21 protein-coding genes are annotated in these 21,016 nt (G+C 74.3%); 14 read left to right on the forward strand and 7 right to left on the reverse strand.

The features are described from left to right. The 12 genes from hutU (at position 1) to hutI (ending at position 11,817) form a co-directional block, all read left to right on the forward strand. Entirely contained in the window at positions 1-1,653 is a 1,653-nt protein-coding gene (hutU, locus tag ABGB11_RS14675; protein ID WP_347632854.1) for a urocanate hydratase, read from the forward strand. 52 nt (positions 1,654-1,705) lie between these two features. Continuing rightward, a complete protein-coding gene (locus ABGB11_RS14680) occupies positions 1,706-2,905 on the forward strand; it encodes an allantoate amidohydrolase (protein WP_347632856.1) in 1,200 nt (399 codons plus the stop codon). Positions 2,906-2,915: 10 nt separating this feature from the next. After that, on the forward strand, positions 2,916-4,271 hold the full coding sequence (locus ABGB11_RS14685; protein ID WP_347632858.1) for a formimidoylglutamate deiminase: 1,356 nt from the start codon (positions 2,916-2,918) through the stop codon (positions 4,269-4,271). Between the two features lie 197 nt (positions 4,272-4,468). Next, a complete protein-coding gene (locus tag ABGB11_RS14690) occupies positions 4,469-7,171 on the forward strand; it encodes an AAA family ATPase (RefSeq protein WP_347632860.1) in 2,703 nt (900 codons plus the stop codon). A 141-nt stretch (positions 7,172-7,312) separates the two neighbouring features. After that, positions 7,313-7,849, forward strand: a complete 537-nt coding sequence (locus tag ABGB11_RS14695; protein ID WP_347632861.1) for a MauE/DoxX family redox-associated membrane protein — start codon at positions 7,313-7,315, stop codon at positions 7,847-7,849. A gap of 14 nt (positions 7,850-7,863) precedes the next feature. Further along, positions 7,864-8,427: a hypothetical protein gene (locus tag ABGB11_RS14700; protein ID WP_347632863.1), complete on the forward strand. Its 564-nt coding sequence runs from the start codon at positions 7,864-7,866 to the stop codon at positions 8,425-8,427. Then, a complete protein-coding gene (locus ABGB11_RS14705) occupies positions 8,424-8,732 on the forward strand; it encodes a twin-arginine translocation signal domain-containing protein (RefSeq protein ID WP_021600002.1) in 309 nt (102 codons plus the stop codon). The genes ABGB11_RS14700 and ABGB11_RS14705 overlap by 4 nt, the downstream gene beginning before the upstream one ends. Positions 8,733-8,811: 79 nt before the next feature. After that, positions 8,812-9,387 (forward strand): hypothetical protein, encoded by a 576-nt coding sequence (locus ABGB11_RS14710; protein WP_347632865.1) that lies wholly within the window; start codon positions 8,812-8,814, stop codon positions 9,385-9,387. 8 nt (positions 9,388-9,395) lie between these two features. Continuing rightward, positions 9,396-9,740, forward strand: a complete 345-nt coding sequence (locus tag ABGB11_RS14715; RefSeq protein WP_347632867.1) for a hypothetical protein — start codon at positions 9,396-9,398, stop codon at positions 9,738-9,740. A 29-nt stretch (positions 9,741-9,769) separates the two neighbouring features. After that, positions 9,770-10,075, forward strand: a complete 306-nt coding sequence (locus tag ABGB11_RS14720) for a hypothetical protein (RefSeq protein WP_347632869.1) — start codon at positions 9,770-9,772, stop codon at positions 10,073-10,075. 203 nt (positions 10,076-10,278) lie between these two features. After that, positions 10,279-10,605, forward strand: a complete 327-nt coding sequence (locus tag ABGB11_RS14725) for a hypothetical protein (RefSeq protein WP_347632871.1) — start codon at positions 10,279-10,281, stop codon at positions 10,603-10,605. Between the two features lie 33 nt (positions 10,606-10,638). Next, complete coding sequence (hutI, locus tag ABGB11_RS14730) at positions 10,639-11,817, forward strand: imidazolonepropionase (protein WP_347632873.1); 1,179 nt, start codon at positions 10,639-10,641, stop codon at positions 11,815-11,817. Between the two features lie 16 nt (positions 11,818-11,833). Here the strand turns inward: hutI and ABGB11_RS14735 are convergent, their stop codons facing one another. Both ABGB11_RS14735 and sppA read right to left on the reverse strand, forming a co-directional pair. Beyond that, positions 11,834-12,328 (reverse strand): flavin reductase family protein, encoded by a 495-nt coding sequence (locus ABGB11_RS14735; RefSeq protein WP_347632906.1) that lies wholly within the window; start codon positions 12,326-12,328, stop codon positions 11,834-11,836. Then, a complete protein-coding gene (gene sppA, locus ABGB11_RS14740; protein WP_347632875.1) occupies positions 12,313-14,016 on the reverse strand; it encodes a signal peptide peptidase SppA in 1,704 nt (567 codons plus the stop codon). The genes ABGB11_RS14735 and sppA overlap by 16 nt, the downstream gene beginning before the upstream one ends. Before the next feature lie 44 nt (positions 14,017-14,060). Here sppA and ABGB11_RS14745 point away from each other — a divergent pair, with 44 nt between their 5' ends. Continuing rightward, positions 14,061-14,918: an NUDIX domain-containing protein gene (locus ABGB11_RS14745; RefSeq protein WP_347632877.1), complete on the forward strand. Its 858-nt coding sequence runs from the start codon at positions 14,061-14,063 to the stop codon at positions 14,916-14,918. A gap of 18 nt (positions 14,919-14,936) precedes the next feature. Here ABGB11_RS14745 and ABGB11_RS14750 read toward each other — a convergent pair whose 3' ends face one another. The 3 genes from ABGB11_RS14750 to ABGB11_RS14760 all read right to left on the reverse strand — a co-directional run bounded on the left by ABGB11_RS14750 (position 14,937) and on the right by ABGB11_RS14760 (position 18,153). Beyond that, positions 14,937-15,299 (reverse strand): ACT domain-containing protein, encoded by a 363-nt coding sequence (locus tag ABGB11_RS14750; protein WP_347632879.1) that lies wholly within the window; start codon positions 15,297-15,299, stop codon positions 14,937-14,939. 9 nt (positions 15,300-15,308) lie between these two features. Then, positions 15,309-17,537, reverse strand: a complete 2,229-nt coding sequence (gene glgB / locus ABGB11_RS14755; RefSeq protein ID WP_347632881.1) for a 1,4-alpha-glucan branching protein GlgB — start codon at positions 17,535-17,537, stop codon at positions 15,309-15,311. A gap of 400 nt (positions 17,538-17,937) precedes the next feature. Further along, complete coding sequence (locus tag ABGB11_RS14760; RefSeq protein WP_347632883.1) at positions 17,938-18,153, reverse strand: hypothetical protein; 216 nt, start codon at positions 18,151-18,153, stop codon at positions 17,938-17,940. 224 nt (positions 18,154-18,377) lie between these two features. Between ABGB11_RS14760 and ABGB11_RS14765 the strand changes: the two genes are divergently transcribed. Continuing rightward, positions 18,378-19,136, forward strand: coding sequence for a GntR family transcriptional regulator (locus tag ABGB11_RS14765; protein WP_347632885.1), 759 nt, complete (start codon positions 18,378-18,380; stop codon positions 19,134-19,136). 39 nt (positions 19,137-19,175) lie between these two features. On the opposite strand, the gene ABGB11_RS14770 is transcribed toward ABGB11_RS14765, so the two are convergent. Then, positions 19,176-20,639, reverse strand: coding sequence for an aminoglycoside phosphotransferase (locus tag ABGB11_RS14770; protein WP_347632887.1), 1,464 nt, complete (start codon positions 20,637-20,639; stop codon positions 19,176-19,178). Next, positions 20,636-21,016, reverse strand: a 381-nt coding sequence (locus ABGB11_RS14775) for an alpha-glucosidase C-terminal domain-containing protein (protein ID WP_347632889.1), incomplete at its 5' end; no start/stop codon positions are given. The genes ABGB11_RS14770 and ABGB11_RS14775, both read right to left, overlap by 4 nt.

Genomic DNA, 21,016 nt, shown 5'->3' on the forward strand with positions numbered 1-21,016 from the left:
ATGTCCGAACCGCGTCCCGTCCGCGCGCCGCGCGGCACCTCGCTGACCGCCGCCAAGGGCTGGCCGCAGGAGGCCGCCCTGCGCATGATCCAGAACAACCTCGACCCCGAGGTCGCCGAGCATCCGGACGAGCTGGTCGTCTACGGCGGCTCCGGCAGGGCCGCGCGGAACTGGGACGCCTTCGACGGCATCCTCCGCTCGCTGGCCGATCTGGAGGGCGACGAGACCCTGCTCGTCCAGTCCGGCAAGCCCGTCGGGATCTTCCGGACGCACGAGTGGGCGCCGCGCGTGCTGATCGCGAACTCCAACCTGGTCCCGCAGTGGGCGACGTGGGAGGAGTTCCGCCGGCTGGAGTCGCTCGGCCTGACGATGTTCGGGCAGATGACCGCCGGGTCGTGGATTTACATCGGGACGCAGGGCATCCTCCAGGGCACCTACGAGACGTTCGCCGCCGTCGCCGAGAAGCGGTTCGGCGGCACCCTCGCCGGGACGATCACGCTGACCGCGGGGCTCGGCGGGATGGGCGGCGCCCAGCCGCTCGCCGTCACCATGAACGGCGGCGTCGCGATCTGCGTCGAGTGCGACCCGTCCCGCATCGAGCGGCGCGTCGCGCACCGGTACTGCGACGTCGAGGCGGCCTCCCTGGACGAGGCGCTGCGCCTCGCCGCGGAGGCGCGGGACGAGCGGCGCCCCCTGTCGATCGCGGTCCTCGGCAACGCCGCCGACGTCGTCCCCGAGCTGCTGCGGCGCGGCGCCCCGATCGACATCGTCACCGACCAGACGAGCGCACACGACCCGCTCGCCTACCTGCCGCGCGGCGTCGCGTTCGAGGACATGGCCGCCGAACGCGACAAGGACCGGGACGGCTTCATCGCCAAGGCCCGCGAATCCATGGCCGTCCACGTCGAGGCGATGGTCGGTTTCCAGGACGCGGGCGCCGAGGTGTTCGACTACGGGAACTCCATCCGCGGCGAGGCGCAGCTCGCCGGCTACGCGCGCGCCTTCGAGTTCCCCGGCTTCGTGCCCGCCTACATCAGGCCGCTGTTCTGCGAGGGCAAGGGGCCGTTCCGGTGGGCGGCGCTCTCCGGCGACCCGAAGGACATCGCCCGCACCGACCGGGCGATCCTCGACCTGTTCCCGGACAACGAGCCGCTGACCCGCTGGATCCGGATGGCGGGGGAGAAGGTCCACTTCCAGGGCCTGCCGTCCCGGATCTGCTGGCTCGGCTACGGCGAGCGCGACAGGGCGGGCGAGGCGTTCAACGACCTGGTCGCCCGCGGCGAGATCAGCGCGCCGATCGTCCTCGGCCGCGACCATCTCGACTGCGGGTCCGTCGCCAGCCCATACCGGGAGACCGAGGGCATGAAGGACGGGTCGGACGCGATCGCCGACTGGCCGCTGCTCAACGCCATGCTCAACACCGCGTCCGGTGCGACCTGGGTGTCGATCCACCACGGCGGCGGGGTCGGCATCGGCCGCTCCATCCACGCCGGCCAGGTCTGCGTCGCGGACGGGACGGCGCTCGCGGGCGAGAAGCTGCGGCGCGTCCTGACCAACGACCCCGGCACCGGCGTCATGCGCCACGTCGACGCCGGCTACGACCGCGCCGCCGAGGTCGCCGCGGAGCGCGGGGTTCGAATTCCGATGAAATGAGCGAAGCGAACCGGGGGGTGTGGGGAGTCGGCCCCCCACGGGGAGAGGGCCCATGAGTTTCGAGGAGATGTGGGCGGCGCTGCTGCCGGTCGGGCGGGACGAGGCGACCGGCGGCTACCACCGGTTCGCGTGGACGCCGCCGGAGATGGAGTGCCGGGCCTGGTTCCTGGACGAGGCGCGCCGCCGCGACCTGGAGGTCGAGCACGACCCCAACGGCAACATGTTCGCCTGGTGGTTCCCGCCGGACGGCTCGCGCGGTGACGCCGTCCTGACCGGCAGCCATCTCGACTCCGTCCCGGGCGGGGGCGCCTTCGACGGGCCGCTCGGCATCGTGTCGGCGTTCGCCGCGATCGACCTGCTCAGGGAGCGCGGCGTCACCCCCTCCCGGCCGCTCGGGATCGCGGCGTTCGCCGAGGAGGAGGGCGCGCGGTTCGGCGTGGCGTGCCTGGGGTCGCGGCTGCTGACCGGGGCGATCGCCCCGGGGCGGGCGCGCCGCCTGACCGACGGCGACGGCCACACGTTCGCCGAGGTGATGCACAACGCCGGGTTCGACCCCGACGCGATCGGCCCGGACGAGGACCTCCTCGGGCGGATCGCCTGCCACGTCGAGCTGCACGTCGAGCAGGGGAGGGCGCTGACCGGGCCCGTCGGGGTCGCGAGCACGATCGTCCCGCACGGCCGGTGGCGGTTCGAGTTCACCGGCGAGGGCGACCACGCGGGGACGACCAGGCTCCCCGACCGTCGTGACCCGATGCTGCCGTTCGCCCACATGGTGATCGCCGCGCGCGCGGCGGCGGAGCGCCACGGCACCGTGGCGACGGTCGGGAAGGTCCGGGTCGTGCCGGGCGGGGTGAACGCCATCCCCTCGTCGGTCACCGCCTGGCTGGACGCCCGGGGACCGGTCGACGAGGATGTCCGGCGGACCGTCCAGGACGTCGACGAGGCCGCCCGCGTCGCCGCGCGCCCGCACCGGGTCAGCGTCGACCTCGCCGAGGAGTCCTACTCCGCGATCGTCGACTTCAACCGGGCGCTGCGGGACCGGATCGGCACGACGCTCGGCGGGGTGCCCGTCCTGCCGACGGGGGCCGGGCACGACGCGGGCGTCCTCGCGGCGCGGGTGCCGGCCGCGATGCTGTTCGTCCGGAACCCGACCGGGATCTCGCACGCGCCCGCCGAGTGCGCGGAACCGGCCGACTGCCTCGCCGGAGTGGAGGCCCTCGCCGCGGTACTGGGCGACCTGGCCCGCGGGTAGGACTTCCGATATGCAGTGGCATGCCCAGTTCGCCTGGCTCGGCGACGGTGTCGCGCCCGACGTGCTCATCGAGGCCGACGGCGAGCGGATCACCAGGCTCCAGGCCGGCGTCCCCTCCGCCCCGAACGCCCAGCGGCTCCCCGGCCTGACCGTGCCGGGCCTGGCGAACGCGCACTCCCACGCGTTCCACCGCGCCCTCCGCTCCCGCGTCCAGGCGCACGCCGGGACGTTCTGGACGTGGCGCGAGCAGATGTACACGGTCGCCGACCGGCTCGACCCCGACTCCTACCGCGCCCTCGCCACCGCCGTGTTCGCCGAGATGGCCCTCGCCGGGGTCAGCTGCGTCGGCGAGTTCCACTACCTGCACCACCGGCCGGGCGGCGGCCCCTACGGCGACCCGAACGCGATGGGCGAGGCGCTGATCGCCGCCGCGTCCGACGCGGGCATCCGGATCACGCTCCTCGACGCCTGCTACCTCGCCGGCGGCATCGGCCGCCCGCTGAAGGGCCCGCAGCTCCGCTTCGGCGACGGCACCGCCGGCAACTGGGTGCGCCGCGTCGAGTCCCTGCACGAGCGGACCGACAAGGCGGGACGGCTGCACGCCCGCGTCGGCGCCGCGATCCACTCCGTCCGGGCGGTGCCGCGCGAGCAGCTGCGGGCCGTCGCGTCCTGGGCGAGGGAGCACCGCGCGCCGCTGCACGTCCACCTGTCGGAGCAGCCCGCCGAGAACCAGGACTGCCGGGACGCCTACGGCATGACGCCGACGCGGCTGCTCGCCGAGGCGGGGGCGCTCGGGGCGCTGACCACGGCCGTCCACGCGACACACCTCACCGAGGAGGACATCGGCCTGCTCGGGGCGACGATGACCGGGGTGTGCATGTGCCCGACGACCGAACGCGACCTCGCCGACGGGATCGGCCCGGCCCGCGGCCTCGCGGACGCCGGCTCCCCCCTCTGCCTCGGCACCGACCAGCACGCGTTCATCGACCTGTTCGAGGAGGCCCGCGCGGTCGAGCTGGACGAGCGGCTCCGCACCCGGGTCCGGGGGCACTGGACGGCCGGGGAGCTGCTCGCCGCCGCCACCTGCAACGGCCACTACGCGCTCGGCTGGCCCGAGGCGGGACGCCTGGAGCCCGGCGCGTACGCCGACCTCGTCACCGTCTCCCTCGACTCGGTCCGGACGGCGGGCGCCGGCCCGGACCACGCCGCCGAGGCCGCCGTCTTCGCCGCGACCGCCGCCGACGTCCGGCACGTCGTCGTCTCCGGCCGGCAGGTCGTCCACGACGGCCGCCACCTGCTGATCGACGACGTTCCCGGCGCGCTCACCGCGGCCGTCACCGCCGCGACGGCGCCGGGCCCCGCCTGACCGGACCCGGACGCCCGTTCCGGCGTGCGCCGGGCGTCCTGCCCGGCTGACCTCGTGTGACGTGGCGCTGCGTCCGGTGGGGCCGCGGGGGATGGTGACACTCTCGGTGCTTTCCGGTTAGGGAGCGGCGCCGCGCACCCATGCGATCATGCGGTGGTTGATCTTGAGTGCCGCATCCGAACGCGTGTGGGGCGCCGATGTTGCAGGGCAGGGCCGCCGAGTGCGCGGAGATCGAACGGCTGGTCGCCGGGGCGCGGGCCGGGGCCGGCGGGGCCGCCGTCATCCGCGGCGAGCAGGGCATCGGCAAGAGCGCCCTCCTCGACCACGCGGCCGGCCTGGCGGCCGGCGCCCTCGTCCTGCGCTGCGCCGGCTACCCGCCCGAGGCCGAGCAGCCGTTCGCCGCCCTCGACCTGATGCTGCGGCCGGTGCGCGACCTCGGCGGCCCCGACGCCGAGCGGCTGCGCGCCGTGAGCGAGTCCGGCGCGGCCGGCCGCGAGGAGGTCTTCACCGCGCGCCGGGCCGTCCTGTCGCTGCTGCGCCGGGCGGGCGCCGGACGTCCCGTGCTCTGCCTCGTCGACGACGCGCAGTGGCTGGACGCCGCGTCGGCGGACGCGCTCGTCTACGCGGCCCGCCGGCTCGGCGCCGAGCGGGTCGCGCTGCTGGCGGCGGCCCGCGACGACGCGACGTTCGGGTCGTCCGGGCTGGCCGAGATCCGCCCCGCGCGCCTCGGCCCGGACGACGCCGCCGAGATCCTCCGCGCGCTGCTCCCGCCGCCCGCGCGGGACCGCGTCCGCGCCGAGGCGGGCGGCAACCCGGCCGCGCTGCGGCTCCTCGCGTCCTGCCTGTCCTCGGCCCAGCGGGCGGGACGCGTCAACCCGTTCACCTTCCACGACGGCACCTCGCCCCTCGGCGGAACGGTCCAGGCCGAGGCGGGCGCGCGGCTCGCCGCGCTGCCGCCCGCCGCGCGGACCCTCCTGCTCGTCGCCGCCGCCGACGACACCCGCGACGCCGCCCGCATCACGGCGGCGGCCGGACGGCTCGGCTCGACGGTCGCCGACCTCGCGCCCGCCGAGCGCGCCGGGCTGCTCCGGGCGACCGGCCTGACCATCGGCTTCGCGCACCCGCTGGTCAAGGCCGTCGCCTACCACCACGCGACCACGTCCGAGCGCCGGGCCGTCCACCGCGCGCTCGCCGACAGCGCCGGGGACGGCGAACCCGAACTGCGGGCCTGGCATCTGGCGGCCGCCGCCGTGGGACGCCGCGCGTACGTCGCGGCGGAACTGGAACGTGCCGGGGAGTGGTCGGGCGACCGGCGGGCGTACCTCTGCTACGCCCGCGCCGCCGAGCTGACCGCCGACGGCCGCACCCGCGCCCACCGGCTCGCGGCCGCCGCCCGCGCGGCGAGCCAGGCGGGCCTGCTCGACGGCGCGGCCGACCTGGTCGCGCGGGCCGCGCCGCTCGCGGCCGACCCGCTGACCCGCGCCGAGCTCGCGCAGGCCGAGGCCGCGGTGGAGTTCGAGCGCGGGTCCCCGCGGCGCGCCGCCCGGACCCTGATCGACGGCGCGGCCCCGATCGGCGGGCGGGACCCGGCGGAGGCGGCGCTGATGCTCGCCGAGGCCGTCCGGTGCGGCTGGCACGCCGGCGACCCGCGGCTCGTGCGGGAGGCGGCCGGCGCGCTGCGGGACGTCCCGCTCCCGGCCGGGTCCGTCCCGGCGGAGCTGCCGCGGGTCGTCGACGCGGCGGTGAGCGCGGCCCGCGGCGCGCGGGTGCCCGCCGGGCGGCGGCACCCGCTTCCGCACGGGCCGGACCGCCGGCTCGCGGCGTCCCTCATCCCCTTCACCGACTCCTGCGAGACGGTCTCGCGGTTCGCGCGGGACTGCCGTGACGTACCCGGACGGCTGCCGTACGCGCTGCAGGCGCTCGCCCACACCCTGATCGGCCGAGGCCGGCACCGCGAGGCGCGGGCGGCGGCCGAGGAGGGGCTGCGGCTGGCCGGCGAGGCCGGCGCGCGGTACCGGGCCGCCCACCTGAGCTGCCTCCTCGGCTGGCTCGCCGCGGTCGAGGGGGACGAGGGGCGCTGCGCGGTCCTCGTCGCGGAAGGGCTGGAGCACGCCCGCGCGGAGGGGATCGCCCCGACGGCCACGCTCGGCACCTGGGCTCTAGCGCTCCTCGATCTCGGCGCCGGGCGGCACGCGGGCGCGCTGGCCCGGCTGGAGGAGCTGCCCGAGGACGCGCCGGAGGGCGGCCCGGTCGCGAGCCTCGCCCGCCAGGCGGCGGACCGGGCCGAGGCGGCGGTGCGCTCCGGGCGCCCCGAGCGGGCGGAGCGTCCCCTGTCCCTGCTCGAACGGTGGGCGCGGCGGACGTCGTCCCCGGGCATCCGCGCGCTCGCCGCGCGCTGCCGCGCCCTCCTGGCCGATCCCGCCACGGCCGAACGCCATTTCGTGGACGCGGCCGAGCTGTTCCGCCGGAACGACTCCGATATTTACGAGCGGGCGCGCACAGAATTGCTTTATGGCGAGTGGCTGCGGCGGACGCGGCGACGCGCGGAGGCGGGAAAGCATTTAGGTCTCGCGCTGAAGACCTTCGAGGAACTCGGCGCGCGGGCCTGGGGCGAACGGGCGAAAACGGAACTGTCCGCGACCGGGGCGCGCACCGCGGAGCGGCCGGAAAAGGACGGCGGGCTCGGCCGGCTCACCCACCAGGAACTCCAGATCGTGCGGCTCGCCGCGGCGGGTGCGAGCAACCGCGAGATCGCGGCCCGGCTCTTCCTCAGCCCGCGGACCGTCGGCAACCACCTCTATCGCGCGTATCCCAAGCTGGGCGTGCGGACCCGCGTGGAACTCCGGCGGCTCGACCTCGGCGCCCCGGCCGGGACGGGGGAGTGGCGGGCCGCCGATTGAGCAACCTGGGCGGCCCAATTGAGTAATACGACTCAGAGTACGCCTGCGGAAAATGTGTATTGACGACGTGATCAAGCTGGGTTAAAAAGATCACGTCGGCTCCCTGTTTCGATCCAGTTTTTTCCGCGAGGTCGGCCCGCCATGGCTGTTCATGATTCTGTCCTCGTCGTCGCCAATTCCGCGGCCGCCTCCGTGTTGTTCGTCGCGGGCGTCGCCAAAACCGTTTCCCCGGCGCGGCTGAGTCGCGCGCTGAACGCGCTTTTCCGGCGATCCGGGAAAGGCTTCACCCGGGCCCATGTCCGCCTCTTCGCCGGTGCGGAGATCCTCGCGGCCCTGGCGCTGGCCGGCACCGCCACGCGCCCGGTCGGCGCGTGGGCCACGGGCGTCCTCGGCGCGAGCTTCGCGCTGGCCGGCGTCCTCGGCCTGGTGCGCGGCGGCGGCACCGCCTGCGGCTGCCTCGGCGCCACCGGCGGCCGTCCCCTCGGCTGGCCCAACGTGCTCGCCGGGGCGCTGCTCATGACCGTTCCGGTGCTCAACCAGGCGGCCGGGACCGCGGAGCCCGCCGCCTACTTCTTCCAGGTCAGCACCGGGCTGGCCTGCGGCGCGCTGCTGCTGTGCCTGTGGGCGCACCGCGGCCTCGTCAAGGACCTCACCCGCCCCCTGCCGGCCTCGCGATAGACGGAGGAACACCCATGATGGAGATCTTCTTCGGCGCCGTGCTGCTGATCCTCGTCGCCGCGGTCGTGCTGCTCTTCGCGATGCTCGGCGAGCTCGGCTCCCGGCTGCCGACCGAGCGGGAGACCGCCGCCGCCCGCGACACCGAGATCTGGCCGCTGGACGACGCGCGGCTCGGCGCGGAACCCGGCTCCTGGCCCGCCGAGCTGGCCGGCCTCGCCCCCGGGTCCGCCGACCTGGACGCGGCCCAGACCGTCCTCGTGCTCAGCACCGCCTGCTCGACCTGCAAGGACGTCGCCCAGCAGCTCTCGGACGAGCTGGACCGCGGCACCGGGAACGGCATGGCGGTCGTCGTCTCGACCGGCGAGCGGGCCCGCGGGGAGCGCTTCGTCCGGCAGTACGGGCTGGAGAGGCTCACGCACTACGTCGACGAGGGCGGCAGCTGGGTGGCGGACGCGTTCAACGTCCGGATGAGCCCGACCGCGCTCGTCATGCGGGGCGGGCGGCTCGAATCCGCCCTCGTCTTCCAGGACGTCCAGGCGCTCAGGACGAAGGTCAACGAACCGAAGGGAGTGTCATGACCACGAAGACCGGACGGGTCGGAAAGGCCACGGGGAGGTTCGCCCGGCGCGGCTTCCTCGGCGCCCTCGGCGCGGGCGGCCTGACCGCCGCGTCGGCGGTGTTCGGCCGCTCCGAACCCGCCTACGCCATCTGCAAGAAGAACTGCTGCAACCTCGCCGTGTGCCCCAACGTCTCCATGACCACGTGCCGGAACAACATGGACTACCTCTGGGGCTGCTCCATGAGCGGCACCCTGCACTGCTCCTGCTGCGAGGCCTACTACAGCGGCAAGCAGCACTCGGCCTTCGAGTGCCGCTACAACTGACGGGTTCCGGATGGTCACCTGGGTGGTCATCGGCGGGATCGGCGCGGTCCTGCACGTCCTGAGCCCATGAGGCCGGTCGATGGCCGGAGTCTCCGGCCCCATGATGCGCCGCCGTCCGGCGGACGGCGCGCGCTTCCTGGCCGGCCTCGCCGCGGGCGGGGTGCTGTCCGGGCTGCTCGTGGCGCTGCTGCTCCACGTGGCGGGACGCGGGCTGCACGCGGCCCTGCCCGAGACCCCGCGGACGCTCGCCCTGGCGGCCGTGGCGCTCGGGTTCGGGATCGCCGACCTCGCCGGCCGCACGCCGCACGCGTGGCGGCAGGTCCCGCAGGTGCTCGTGTACCGGCTGCGGCCCGGCTTCCTCGGCGTGGTGTGGGGCTTCGACCTGGGCCTGCTCGTGACGACGCAGAAGGCGGCGTCGCTGGTCTGGGCCGGGATCGCCGCGGTGGTCCTGCTGGACCCGTGGGCGGCCGCGCCGGTCATGGTCGGCCTGGCGCTGCTGTCCAACCTCGGCGTCGCGCTGGCGAGCGTGCGCTTCACCCCGGCGCTGATCGACATGGGCACGAGAAGGGAGCGGCTGTGGCTGAGATCGGTGCGCGCCCTGTCAGGGACGGCCCTGGTGACGCTGGCCGCCCTGACGGCCGCCCAGGCGCTGTGAAGGACGGCGTGATCATCGTGACGCGGTTCGAGTGCCCCGGCCTGTGGGCGCTGCTCGTCCTGCTCGTCCTGCACAAGCGGCTGGCGCGGGACGTGCGGCGGCACGCCACCGGGTTCCTCGGGACCTCTCTCATGGTCGGCTGGCGCACCCGGACGCTGCTCAACGTCTCGCTCTGGCAGGACATGGACGGCGTCCACTCGATGGGGCGGGTGCGCCGGCACGTGGACGCGACCCGGGTCCCGTCCCGGCTCGGGGTCGCGACCTCCGGCGGAGTTTTCGCGTTCGCCGGCGACTGGAGGCAGGTGATGTTCGGGATCGACTGCGACGGCGACTCGCCCGTCCGCCCGCTCTGACCACCACAACACCAAGAAAGGACGGTCACATGAGTTCGGACTACTATCTGCCCACCGACCACGGCTACGCGGTCGTGGAGGACATGGAGGACGGCACGAAGAAGGTGATGGTGTGCGACTCCGTCGTCGCCGGCGTCCCCCAGAACGTCTACGCCATCCACTTCAAGTGCACGTCGCTGCGCGTCGGGCCGGGCGTGCGGATGGAGCACGCCTCGACGGGCAGCCACACCCGCCAGGTCGTCGAGGTCTTCGCCGAGCGGCGCGGCGTCGTGCACCTGCGGGCCCTGAAGCGCGGCACGAGCCCGATCCTGGAGGAGGCGGCCCGGCGCCGCTGACCGCCGCCGCGACGGCGCTCCTGCTCGCCGTCGCCGGATGCTCCACCGGAGGGCGGGACGGCGGCGCCGCACCGTCCGCCCGCCCGCCGGCCTCCACACCCGGCACCGCCGGCACGGCCGGTCCCGCCGGTCCTGACGGGGCGCCCGGATGCCGCCCGGCGTCACCGGTCGCCCCGTACGGCGCCGCGGACTTCGCGGACGGCATGCCCGAGGTGCGCGGCACCGGCCGCGGCCTCCAGGCGTGGGGACTGATGATGACGCGGGAGCGCTACCCGCCGCTCCGCGCCGGCCAGGACCTCAAGATCGTGTGGCGGGTGACGGGCTCGGGACCGCTCCGGCTCGCGGTCTTCGACCCTCACGGCGAGGAACACGAGGTCGTCTGGGGGCCGGAGGCGCACGGCGGCAGCAGCTTCAAGCGCCCCGGCGACGAGTGGGGCGCCGGCTACCGGCTCGGCGAGCCCGGCTGCTGGCGGCTGCGGCTGGCCCGCGGCGCGGCCACCGCCGACGTCTGGCTCCGCGTGACCGCCTGAGACCTGCCCGGGGCCGCGTGAGATCCTGCCCGGGTGAGCACGGTCATCACGAACATCGGGGAACTGGTCACCAACGATCCCGCCGTGGGCGACGGACTCGCCGTCCTCCGCGACGCCGCCCTGGTGATCGAGGACGGCACGGTCGCCTGGACCGGCCCGTCCCGGGACGCGCCCGAAGCCGACGAGGCGTTCGACGCGGGAGGGCGCGCCGTCCTCCCGGGCTTCGTCGACTCCCACGCCCATCTCGTCTTCGCCGGGGAGCGCGCCGAGGAGTTCGCCGCCCGGATGAGCGGCGAGAAGTACGCCGCGGGCGGCATCCGCACCACCGTCGAGCGCACCCGCGCCGCGTCCGACGACGACCTGCGCGCCAACCTGCGCCGCCTCGTCGGCGAGATGGCCCGCCAGGGCACGACGACCGTCGAGTGCAAGTCCGGCTACGGCCTCACGGTCGAGCAGGAGGAGCGCGCCGTCCGCATCGCCGCCGAGGAGGCCGACGAGGTCACCTACCTGGGCGCCCACGTCGTCCCCGCCGGGCACGACGCCGCGTCGTACACCCGCCTCGCGGCGACCGACATGCTCGCGGCCTGCGCCCCGCACGCCCGCTGGGTGGACGTCTTCTGCGAGCGGGGCGCCTTCGACGCCGACCAGGCCCGCGAGGTCCTCCAGGCCGGCATCAAGGCGGGCCTGGCGCCCCGCCTCCACGCGAACCAGCTCACCCAGGGCCCGGCCGTGCGGCTGGCCGTCGAGCTGGACGCCGCGTCGGCCGACCACTGCACCTTCCTCGGCGACGCCGACGTGGACGCGCTGGCCTCGTCCCGGACGGTCGCGACCCTCCTGCCCGGTGTCGAGTTCTCCACCCGCCAGCCCTACCCGGACGCCCGCCGCCTCCTGGACGCGGGAGCCACCGTCGCCCTCGCCACCGACTGCAACCCCGGCTCCTGCTACAGCTCCAGCATGGCCTTCTGCATCGCCGTGGCCGTCCGCGACATGCGCATGACCCCGGCCGAGGCCGTCTGGTCCGCCACCGCCGGCGGCGCCCGGGCCCTCCGCCGCACCGACGTGGGCCACCTCTCCCCGGGCGCCCGCGCGGACGTCCACGTGCTCGACGCCCCGTCCCACATCCACCTCGCCTACCGCCCCGGCGTCCCCCAGACCCGCGCCGTGTGGAAGCGGGGCCGCCGGGTCGAGGTCCGCCGGGACCCGGCGGCGTAGGGGGCGCCCTCTTGGCTCACTCCGTGGTGACGTACCGGCGGTCGACCCTGATCAGGGGTTTGCGGTCGCGGGCGATGTAGTCCGTCGAGAGGACCTCGGCGGCGAAGAGGGTGTGGTCGCCCGCCTCCATCGTCTGCCGGGTCTCGCATTCGAGGGCGGTGACGCCCGCCTGGGGGATCAGGGCGTCCGCGCGGGGGCCGCGGTGGTGGGGTTCGGCGGCCAGGAGGATGCGGGCGCTCGGGCGGCCCTCGCTGGCGAAACGCCCGGCCAGGGCGCGCTGGGACGTGGACAGGACCGTCGCCGCCCAGCGGCTCTGGCGGTTCAGGACCTCGGTGAGGTAGGAACCCGTCGCCACGCTCGCCAGGACCATCGGCGGGTCCAGGGAGAGCGACATGAACGAGGTGATCGTGGTGCCGAGGTCGTCGCGGCCGTCGCGGACGGTCAGCACGACCACGCCCGTGGCGAAGGTCGCGACGGCCTCCGCGAACTCGCCGGTCAGCGGATCTCCCAGGTGCCCGGCAGCGTGAGGGGGCCGGCGGAGGGGAGGCCGAGGCGGGCGGCGAGGCCGGAGAGCGAGCCCCACGCGTCGAAGCGCGCGGACGCGGCGGCGCGGTCCTCGCTGGACTCCGGCGGGCGCAGCCGCTCCAGCGGGGAGGTGTGCGGGTACACGCGGACCGGGGCGTCGGTGGCCAGGCCCGCCTTCTTGCGGGCGATCTCCAGGGCCAGGTCGACCCCGCCCAGCTCGTCGACGAGGCCGCGGTCCTTGGCGTCCGCGCCCGTCCAGACGCGGCCCCGGGCCAGCTCGTGGACGCGCTCGCGGGACAGCGTGCGGCCCTCGGCGACCTTCGCGGTGAAGTCGTCGTAGATCCGGTCGAGGGAGGCGTTGACGCGCTCCCACTCGGAGTCGCTGAAATCCTTGGTGGCGCTGAACATGCGGGCGTGATCGCCGTCGGCGACGGACCCGAGGCCGATGCCGACCCGCTCCAGCAGGTCGTTCACCACCGCCTTGCCGACGACGACGCCGATCGAGCCGGTGATGGTGCCGGGCTGCGCGACGATCGTGTCCGCGGCCATCGCGACGTAGTAGCCGCCGGACGCGGCGACGTTGCCCATGGACACGACCACCGGCTTGCCGGCGCGGCGCGCGAGCACCACCTCGCGCCAGATCGCGTCGGACGCGACCGCGGAGCCGCCGGGGCTGTTCACCCGGAACACGATCGCCTTGACGCGGTCGTCCTTCACGGCGGCGCGGAACGCGGCGCCGATCGTGTCCGACCCCATCGCGGGGCCGGAGTTCGGGAGCGGCCCGCCGCGCCCGCTGCGGCCGAGCCGGATCGGGCCCTGCCCGTTGATGTAGGCGACGACGTCCTGCTTGCCGGGCTGCGGGAGCCGGCTCGCGAGGCCGTGCGCGCGGTTGTAGCGGGACACGAAGCGCAGCTGCGCCTCCTCGCCGAACTCGTCGCGCAGGTCGCCGTACACCTCGTCGCGGTAGCCGAGGCGGTCGACGAGGTTCTCCTCCAGGGCCTCGGCGGCGAGGAGGGGGCCGCGGTCGGTGAGCTCGCGGACCTTGTCCTCCGGTAGGCCGCGGGCCGCGGCGATGCCGGCGGTGATCTGCTCGCCGAGCGAGGTGACGAGCCGCTGCGACGACTCCTCGTGCTCCGGCGTGTACGTCTTCTCCATGAACGTGTTCGCCATGGTCTTGTACTCGTACCGCTGGGCGAACCGCGGCCGGACGCCCGCCTTCTCCAGGGCGCCCGCGAAGAACGGCTCCTCCAGCGCGACGCCGGTCAGGCCGACCTCGCCGGTGGGCTGCAGGTAGACCTTGTCGAACCCGGTCGCCAGGTAGTACGGGACGGTGCCCCGGCCGGTCTCGCCGAACGTCTCCGCCCACGCGACGGTGAACTTGCCCGCGTCCCGCAGGGCCTGCACCGCCTCGCGCAGCTCCTGGGCGAGGGCGAGGCCGATGGAGCCGGTGACCTTCACGACGAGGGCGCGCACCCGGTCGTCGGAGCGGGCGCGGCGCAGCCCGTCCAGGACGTCGCGCAGGCTCGTCCGCCGCATCGACAGGATCGCCGAGATCGGGTCGGACGGCGCGGTCTCCACGATGCCCTCGGTGAGGTCCAGTTCGAGGATCAGCGGGGCGGTCCGCCGGTCGCGGGCCTGTTTGATCGCGTTGACGACTGTGCCGGGATCAACCATGCGCCCAGCCTATGCGCTCCCCGTCCGGCGCTATGGTCGGACGCATGGGTGACGGGGACGGCTGGGCGAGCTGCGGTCAGGGGCACACGCACTGGGGGCGGTTCGGCGCGGCCGGCCTGCTGGCCTACCACCGCGACGCCGGCGGCCAGGTGTGGATCCTGCTCCAGCAGCGCGCGTGGTGGGGGCTCGGCGGCGGGACGTGGGGCATGTTCGGCGGCGCCCTGCACAGCCACGAGGACGCCGTCACCGGCGCGCTCCGGGAGACGTCCGAGGAGTGCACGCTCGACACCGCGACGGTGACGGTGCACGGCACGAGCGTCGAAGACCATGGCGGCTGGTCGTTCACGTCCGTGATGGGCTCACTGGCCAAACGCGCCGATGTGAGGGCCGCGTCGCGGGAGACGCGCAGGGCGGAATGGGTCCGTGTAGAAGAGGTCACCGACCGCAAGCTGTTCGAGCCGTTCGCGCGCTCCTGGCCCCGCCTCCAGGGCGCCATGAAGAGCGTCGTGCTGATCGTGGACGCGGCCAACGTCGTGGGCGCGCGCGCCGACGGCTGGTGGAAGGACAGGGCGGGGGCGAACGCGCGGCTCCGCGACGACCTGAAGAAGCTGGACGGCGGCGTGCGAAGCCTGCCGGACGGGCTGGTCCCGTTCGACCGCTGCTTCCCCGAGGTGGTGCTGGTGGTCGAGGGCGCGGCGCGGCGCGTCGCGGACGAGCCGTCCGGCGGCGTGCGGGTCGTCGCGGCGTCCGGCAGCGGGGACGACCAGATCGTCGACCTCGTCGAGCAGGCCGGCCCCGGCACCCAGCACCTCGTGGTGACGGCCGACCGGGAGCTGCGGGCCCGCTGCGAGGCCGCCGGCGCCGCCGTCACCGGTCCGCGCTGGCTCCTCGGACGCCTCTAGGCCCCGCTCGGTCCCGGCCTACTCCCCGACGCGGTGCCCGGCGTCGCGCAGCGCCGCCGTGGCCTCCTTCAGCCGGTGCTCCGGGACGAGGACCAGGTCGGCGTGGTAGGTCGAGGCGACGAAGACGGACACGCCCGCGCCGGCGAGCGGGCCGACGACGGCGGCGAGCATGCCCGGCGTGTCCAGTCCGTGCGCCGTCTCGCCGTAGAAGCCGACCCACCGTTCCGCCTCCGAGAACGGTGACGCGTCCCGGACGACGGTGAGGCCCTCGGGCGCGCGCACCATGGCGATCCACTCGTCGTCCTCCGGGAGCGTCGCGTGCGGCAGATGCTCGACGGTGAACTGGCCGGGAACGATGTTCAGGCGCTGCGCGACGGTCATCCCGTCACCCTATTCAGGGACGAGCCACACCGCTCCGAGGGGCGGGACGCGCATCACGGTGGACGCCGGAAGCCCGTGCCACGGTTCGCCGGACGCCTCGACCCGGCCGAGATTGCCGACACCGCTGCCGCCGTACTCGAAGGCGTCGGTGTTGACGACCTCGCGCCAGCCGCCCTCGCGGGGGAGCCCCAGCCGGTAGTCCTCGTGCGGGGCGCCCGAGAAGTTGACGACGCACGCCATGACCGGCGGGTCACCGTCCTGGGACGTCCCGTAGCGCAGGTAGGAGAGCGTGTTGCCGCCCGCGTCGTTGCCGTCGATCCAGCGGAACCCCTCGGGGTCGCTGTCGCGCGTCCACAGTGCGGGTTCGGCCTGGTAGGCGTGGTTCAGCTCGCGGACGAGCCGCTGCAGCCCCAGGTGGTGGGCGCCCTCGGCGGCGTTGTCCAGCAGCCACCAGTCGAGCGGGCGCTCCTCGGCCCATTCGGCGCCCTGCCCGAACTCCTGCCCCATGAACAGCAGCTGCTTGCCGGGATGCGACCACATGTAGGCGAGCAGGGCGCGCATTCCCGCGAACTGCTGCCAGGCGTCGCCGGGCATCTTGCTCAGCAGCGACCCCTTGCCGTGGACGACCTCGTCGTGCGAGAGCGGCAGGACGTAGTTCTCCGAGAACGCGTACACCAGCGAGAAGGTGATCTCGTTGTGGTGGTAGTGCCGGAACACCGGCTCGTGGCGCAGGTATTCGAGCGTGTCGTGCATCCAGCCCATGTTCCACTTGAACCCGAACCCGAGCCCGCCGAGATGGGTCGGGCGGGACACCCCGGGCCACGCCGTGGACTCCTCGGCGATCGTCATGATCCCGGGGTTGCGCTTGTAGACGGTCGCGTTCATCTCCTGGAGGAAGGAGATCGCCTCCAGGTTCTCGCGCCCGCCGTAGATGTTGGGCGACCACTCGCCCTCCTTGCGCGAGTAGTCCAGGTACAGCATCGAGGCGACCGCGTCCACGCGCAGCCCGTCGATGTGGAACTCCTCCAGCCAGAAGGACGCGTTCGCCACCAGGAAGTTGCGGACCTCCGCGCGGCCGAAGTTGAAGACGAGCGTCCCCCAGTCGGGATGCTCGCCGCGCGCCGGATCATCGTGCTCGTACAGCGAGGTGCCGTCGAAACGGGCCAGGGCCCACTCGTCCTTGGGGAAGTGGGCCGGCACCCAGTCGATGATGACGCCGATGCCCGCCTGGTGGAGGCGGTCGACGAGGTACCGGAAGTCGTCCGGGTTCCCGAACCGTGCCGTGGGCGCGTAGTAGGACGTCACCTGGTAGCCCCAGGACGGGCCGTAGGGGTGTTCGGCGACCGGAAGCAGCTCCACGTGCGTGAAACCCATGTCGCGCACGTAATGGGTCAGCTCCTCGGCCAGTTGCCGGTAGCCGAGCCCTGGACGCCACGACCCGAGATGCACCTCGTACACGCTCATCGGCTCGTGCAGCCAGTCGTGGTCCTTCCGGGCGTCCATCCACTCGCCGTCGGCCCACTCGTGGGAGGAGGTGAACACGCGGGACGCGGTCGCCGGCGGTCGCTCGGTCGCCTGCGCCATCGGGTCGGCCTTGGTGCGCCACACCCCGTCCGCGCCGAGGATCTCGTACTTGTAGCACATGCCGTCGCCGATGCCGGGGACGAACAGCTCCCAGACGCCGGTGGAGCCGAGCGAGCGCATCGGGTGGGCGCGGCCGTCCCAGTGGTTGAAGTCGCCGACCACCCGGACGCCGCGCGCCGTCGGCGCCCACACCGCGAAGGCCGTCCCGTACACCGTGCCGAACGCGGACGCGTAGGAGCGGACGCGGGCGCCGAGCGCCCGCCACAGCTCCTCGTGGCGCCCCTCGCCGATCAGGTGCAGGTCGAGCTCGCCGAGCGTCGGCAGGTGCCGGTACGGGTCGTCCTGGATCGTCTCGACGCCGTCCCCGTAGGCGACGGCGAGCCGGTAGTCCGGGACCGCGAGCGGGGCCGCGCGCTCGTCGTCCCCGGCGAGGGACGAGCCGGCCGGCAGCGTCCCGGTGAACAGGCCCTGGTGGAAGTGGCGCAGCGGATGCCGGTCGCCGTTCGGCAGGACGACCTCGACCTTCTCCGCCATCGGCCGCAGCGCCCGGACCTGCACGCCGTCCCGGCCGGGATGCGCCCCGAGGACGCCGTGCGGATCGTGGTGGTCGCCGCCGACGAGCCGGTCGATCTCCGCGCGCGTCACCCGTGCCATGAGCTCATGGCCTCCCGTCACTGAGTCCTTTACCCAATGGGGTGCCCCGAGAAGCGGCGGTCTCACATGGCGCGCCCACCTGTTTCCGCGAGCTTGAACCGGACCGCGAGCGAAGATCGTCCGCCGGGGAGTGAAGATCGTCCGCCGGGGAGGCGAGGGGCGGGGCCGGAGGAGGGGGTTGCGACCGCACGGGCGGCACGACTCTTCGTCGTGGGGTCGCGCCGAATGCGCCGTCCGTGCGGTCACGTCTTCTCGCCCCAGGGGTGACATTGACCCCACCCCCCTGGGCTCCACTCCTGTGTCACCTCAGCGACACAGGTACCTGCCGTACCGGAACGCCCCGGCCCGGTCCGCCCCCGCTCGCGGACCGGGCCGCGCCGTTCCCCATGTAGTCCTCCCGTCACTCGCCGGACTCCCCGCGCACCTGGTCGCGCAGGAGCCGGCGGAGCCCCTCCGGGTCGTCGGCGGCGACCGTCATCGCACATCCCGCCTGTAGCTGGGCGTCGGTGAGGTCGCCGCTGCGCGTCGCGTACCACCGGCCCGCGTCGCTGCGCCACACCTGCCAACCCGGAAAGTCCCCCTCGATGGCCGCCTTCAGATCGTCGAAGTCGCCCATCAAGGTCGTCCCTTCCCCGAGGCCGCTCTTCTGTATACAAAAGTCTTACTCGGTCTAAGAGGTGTCAAGCTGTCCGTAAGCGGACCGTGCCCCCGCGGATAGCGCGCGAACGGTATGGATGAGAGGAGGGCGGGGCCAGGATCGAACGCCGGATCGAATCGGATTCGAACGCGGCGTCGAGGTGGACGAGGGTGGGGCACGGCGGAAGAAGGGAGGTGACGCCGGTGCCGGATCGTCCCGCCTACCTGCGCATCGCCGACACGCTTCGGGAGGGGATCCGGGACGGCAGCCTTCCGCCCGGGTCGCGGTTGCCGACCATCGCCGAGCTGTGCGACGCCCACGGCGTCTCGGAGATCGTCGTGCGGCAGGCCGTCGCGCTGCTGCGCGGCGAGGGCCTGGTGGAGACCCGCCGCGGGGGCGGCACGCTCGTCCGGGTCGTCCCGCCGGCGCGCCGGGTGGCGATGGACCGGTACCGCGCGGTGACCCGCCCGATGGCGGTCCCCGAGACGACGTTCACCCGCGACCAGAAGATCGGCTGGGCGGAGTACCGGCTCGACCGGGAGTTCACCCGCGTGCGGGCGGACGCCGAGCTCGGCGCGCTGTTCGAGCGGCCGACCGGGATCGAGCTGCTGCGCCGCCGGTTCGTCTTCTACGCGCGCGACGAGCCGCAGCAGATCTCCGTCAACTACCTGCCGTGGGACCTCGTCGGCGACACCCCCGTCTCCGACCCGGCGCGCGAGCCGTGGCCCGGCGGGACCCTCGCCCAGCTGGCCTATCTCGGCCACCCGCCGACCCGCGTCGAGGAGTCCGTCCGCTCCCGGATGCCGACGCCCGAGGAGGCCGAGACGCTCCGGATGACCGGCGGGGTCCCGGTTCTCGCCATCACCCGCAGGATGCTGTCGCGCGCCGACGTCATGGAGGTCTGCCGCGACATCGTGCTGCCCGCCGACCGGGTCGTCCTCGACTACTCGATCGACCTGTGACGCGGCGGCGGAGCGTCCGGTCCGTCCGGCGGGGGCGGGTCAGCCGGCCAGACGGGCCAGGGACCGCAGCGGGACGGGGAGCCAGGCGGGCCGGTTCGCGGCCTCGTAGCGGATCTCGTAGACCGCCTTGTCGAACTCGAACGCCCGGACGAGCGCGGCGTGCTCCGCCGGGTCGGGCCCGCCGGCCGCCGCGTAGCCGGCGCAGAACGCCGCCCGGTTCCGCTCCGCCCACGCCTGGGCGCGCTGTTCGAGGACGTCGGCGGTGGGGGAGTGGAGGCCGGCGTCCCGCACCAGCAGGAACCGCGCCGCGTACTCGAACGAGCGGAGCATGCCGGCGACGTCGCGCAGCGGGTGCGCGGGGGCCCGGCGCTCGGCGGGCGTGCGGGCCGGCTCGCCCTCGAAGTCCAGCAGCGTCCAGCCGGTCTCGGTCCGCAGGACCTGGCCGAGGTGATAGTCGCCGTGGACGCGCTGGAACGTCAGCGGCCCCGCCCCGGCGGCGACCTCGTCGAACACCGCGCGGATGGCGTGCGCGTACGGGCGCAGCTCCGGCACGGCGGCGCTGACCTGGTCGAGCTGCTCGTTCATCGCGAACACGATCTCCCGCAGCAGCCCGGGCGGCGCCTGCGTCACGCCGAAGGCGTCCGCGAGGGCGCGGTGCACCGCGGCGGTGGCCGCGCCGAGCCGCTCGGCCTCCGCGGCGAAGTCGCCGCCGGCCTCGCCCGCGTCGGCCGGGGTCGGGCCGCCGTCCGTCCCGGGCGGGAGCGGCTGGGCGAGCCAGTCCCGGACGCTGGTCAGCGCGAGGTGCCAGCCGTCCGTCGCGGTGCGCAGGAACTCCGACAGCAGCGCGAGCGTGACGGGCTCGTCGGGGGCCGGCCCGGAGACCGCGTGCGCGGCCGGGTCCAGCTCGATCCAGCCGTGCACGGCCGGGATGTGCTCGCAGCCCTCCCGGGACAGGGCGAGGTTGATCTCCAGGTCGGGGTTGACGCCGGGGGACAGGCGGCGGAACAGCTTGCAGATGTAGGCGTCGCCGAAGATCAGCGAGGTGTTGCTCTGCTCGGCGGAGGCCGGCGTCGCGTCGAGGTCCGTCCGGATTCCGGTCCCGGGGGCGCGGCGGAAGCGCAGCGGCCCGATCGTCCGCTCGTCCGCCATGTGCGCGAGGAGGGGGCGGGTCAGCAGCGGGTCGTGCGCGCCGTCGTAGACGTACCCGGTGATCCCGTGCTCGCGCCCGTCCACCCGGCCGATCGCATGCGGTTCCAGCGCCTCGGGCAGGTCGCGGCGGACGCCGAGGAGGATCTGGTAGTGGTCGGTGCCGGTGTTCTGGCGGACGTCGACGACGAGGTGGTGCAGGGCGGGGTCGCCGGGGAGGATCTCGACGGCGGTGGCGATGGCCAGGTCGTCGATGGGGCCGTCCTTGCCGCCGAACCACCGCTGGCGTGGCAGCCAGCCGGCGAGGAGCCGGGCGAGCGAGGTGCCGGTCGGCGGACCGGACGGCTTCGCGGTCACGTCACACCTTCTCCCGGTTCGGTCTCCTCGGGCGGGGGCGCGAGCAGGAACCAGTAGAAGCCGTGCCCGGGGAGCGTCAGCAGATAGGGCAGCTCGCCGATGGCCGGGAACTGGACGCCGCCCATGCACTCGACCGGGGAGTGGCCCCGGAAGCGTCGCAGGTCGAGCTCGACGGGCTGCGGGAACCTGGACAGGTTGTTCACGCAGAGGACCGTGTCCATGCCGCCCCACTGGTTGGCGTCCGCGCCGTTGATCTCGCGGGTGAAGGCCAGGACGGAGGGGTTGGAGGCGGACAGTTCGACGTAGGAGCCGACGCCGAAGACGGGGTGGCGCTGCCGGATCTCGATCATTTTGCGGGTCCAGTGCAGCAGGGATCC

It is taken from the genome of Actinomadura sp. B10D3, from assembly GCF_039871695.1.
GTDB classification, from domain to species: domain Bacteria; phylum Actinomycetota; class Actinomycetes; order Streptosporangiales; family Streptosporangiaceae; genus Spirillospora; species Spirillospora madurae.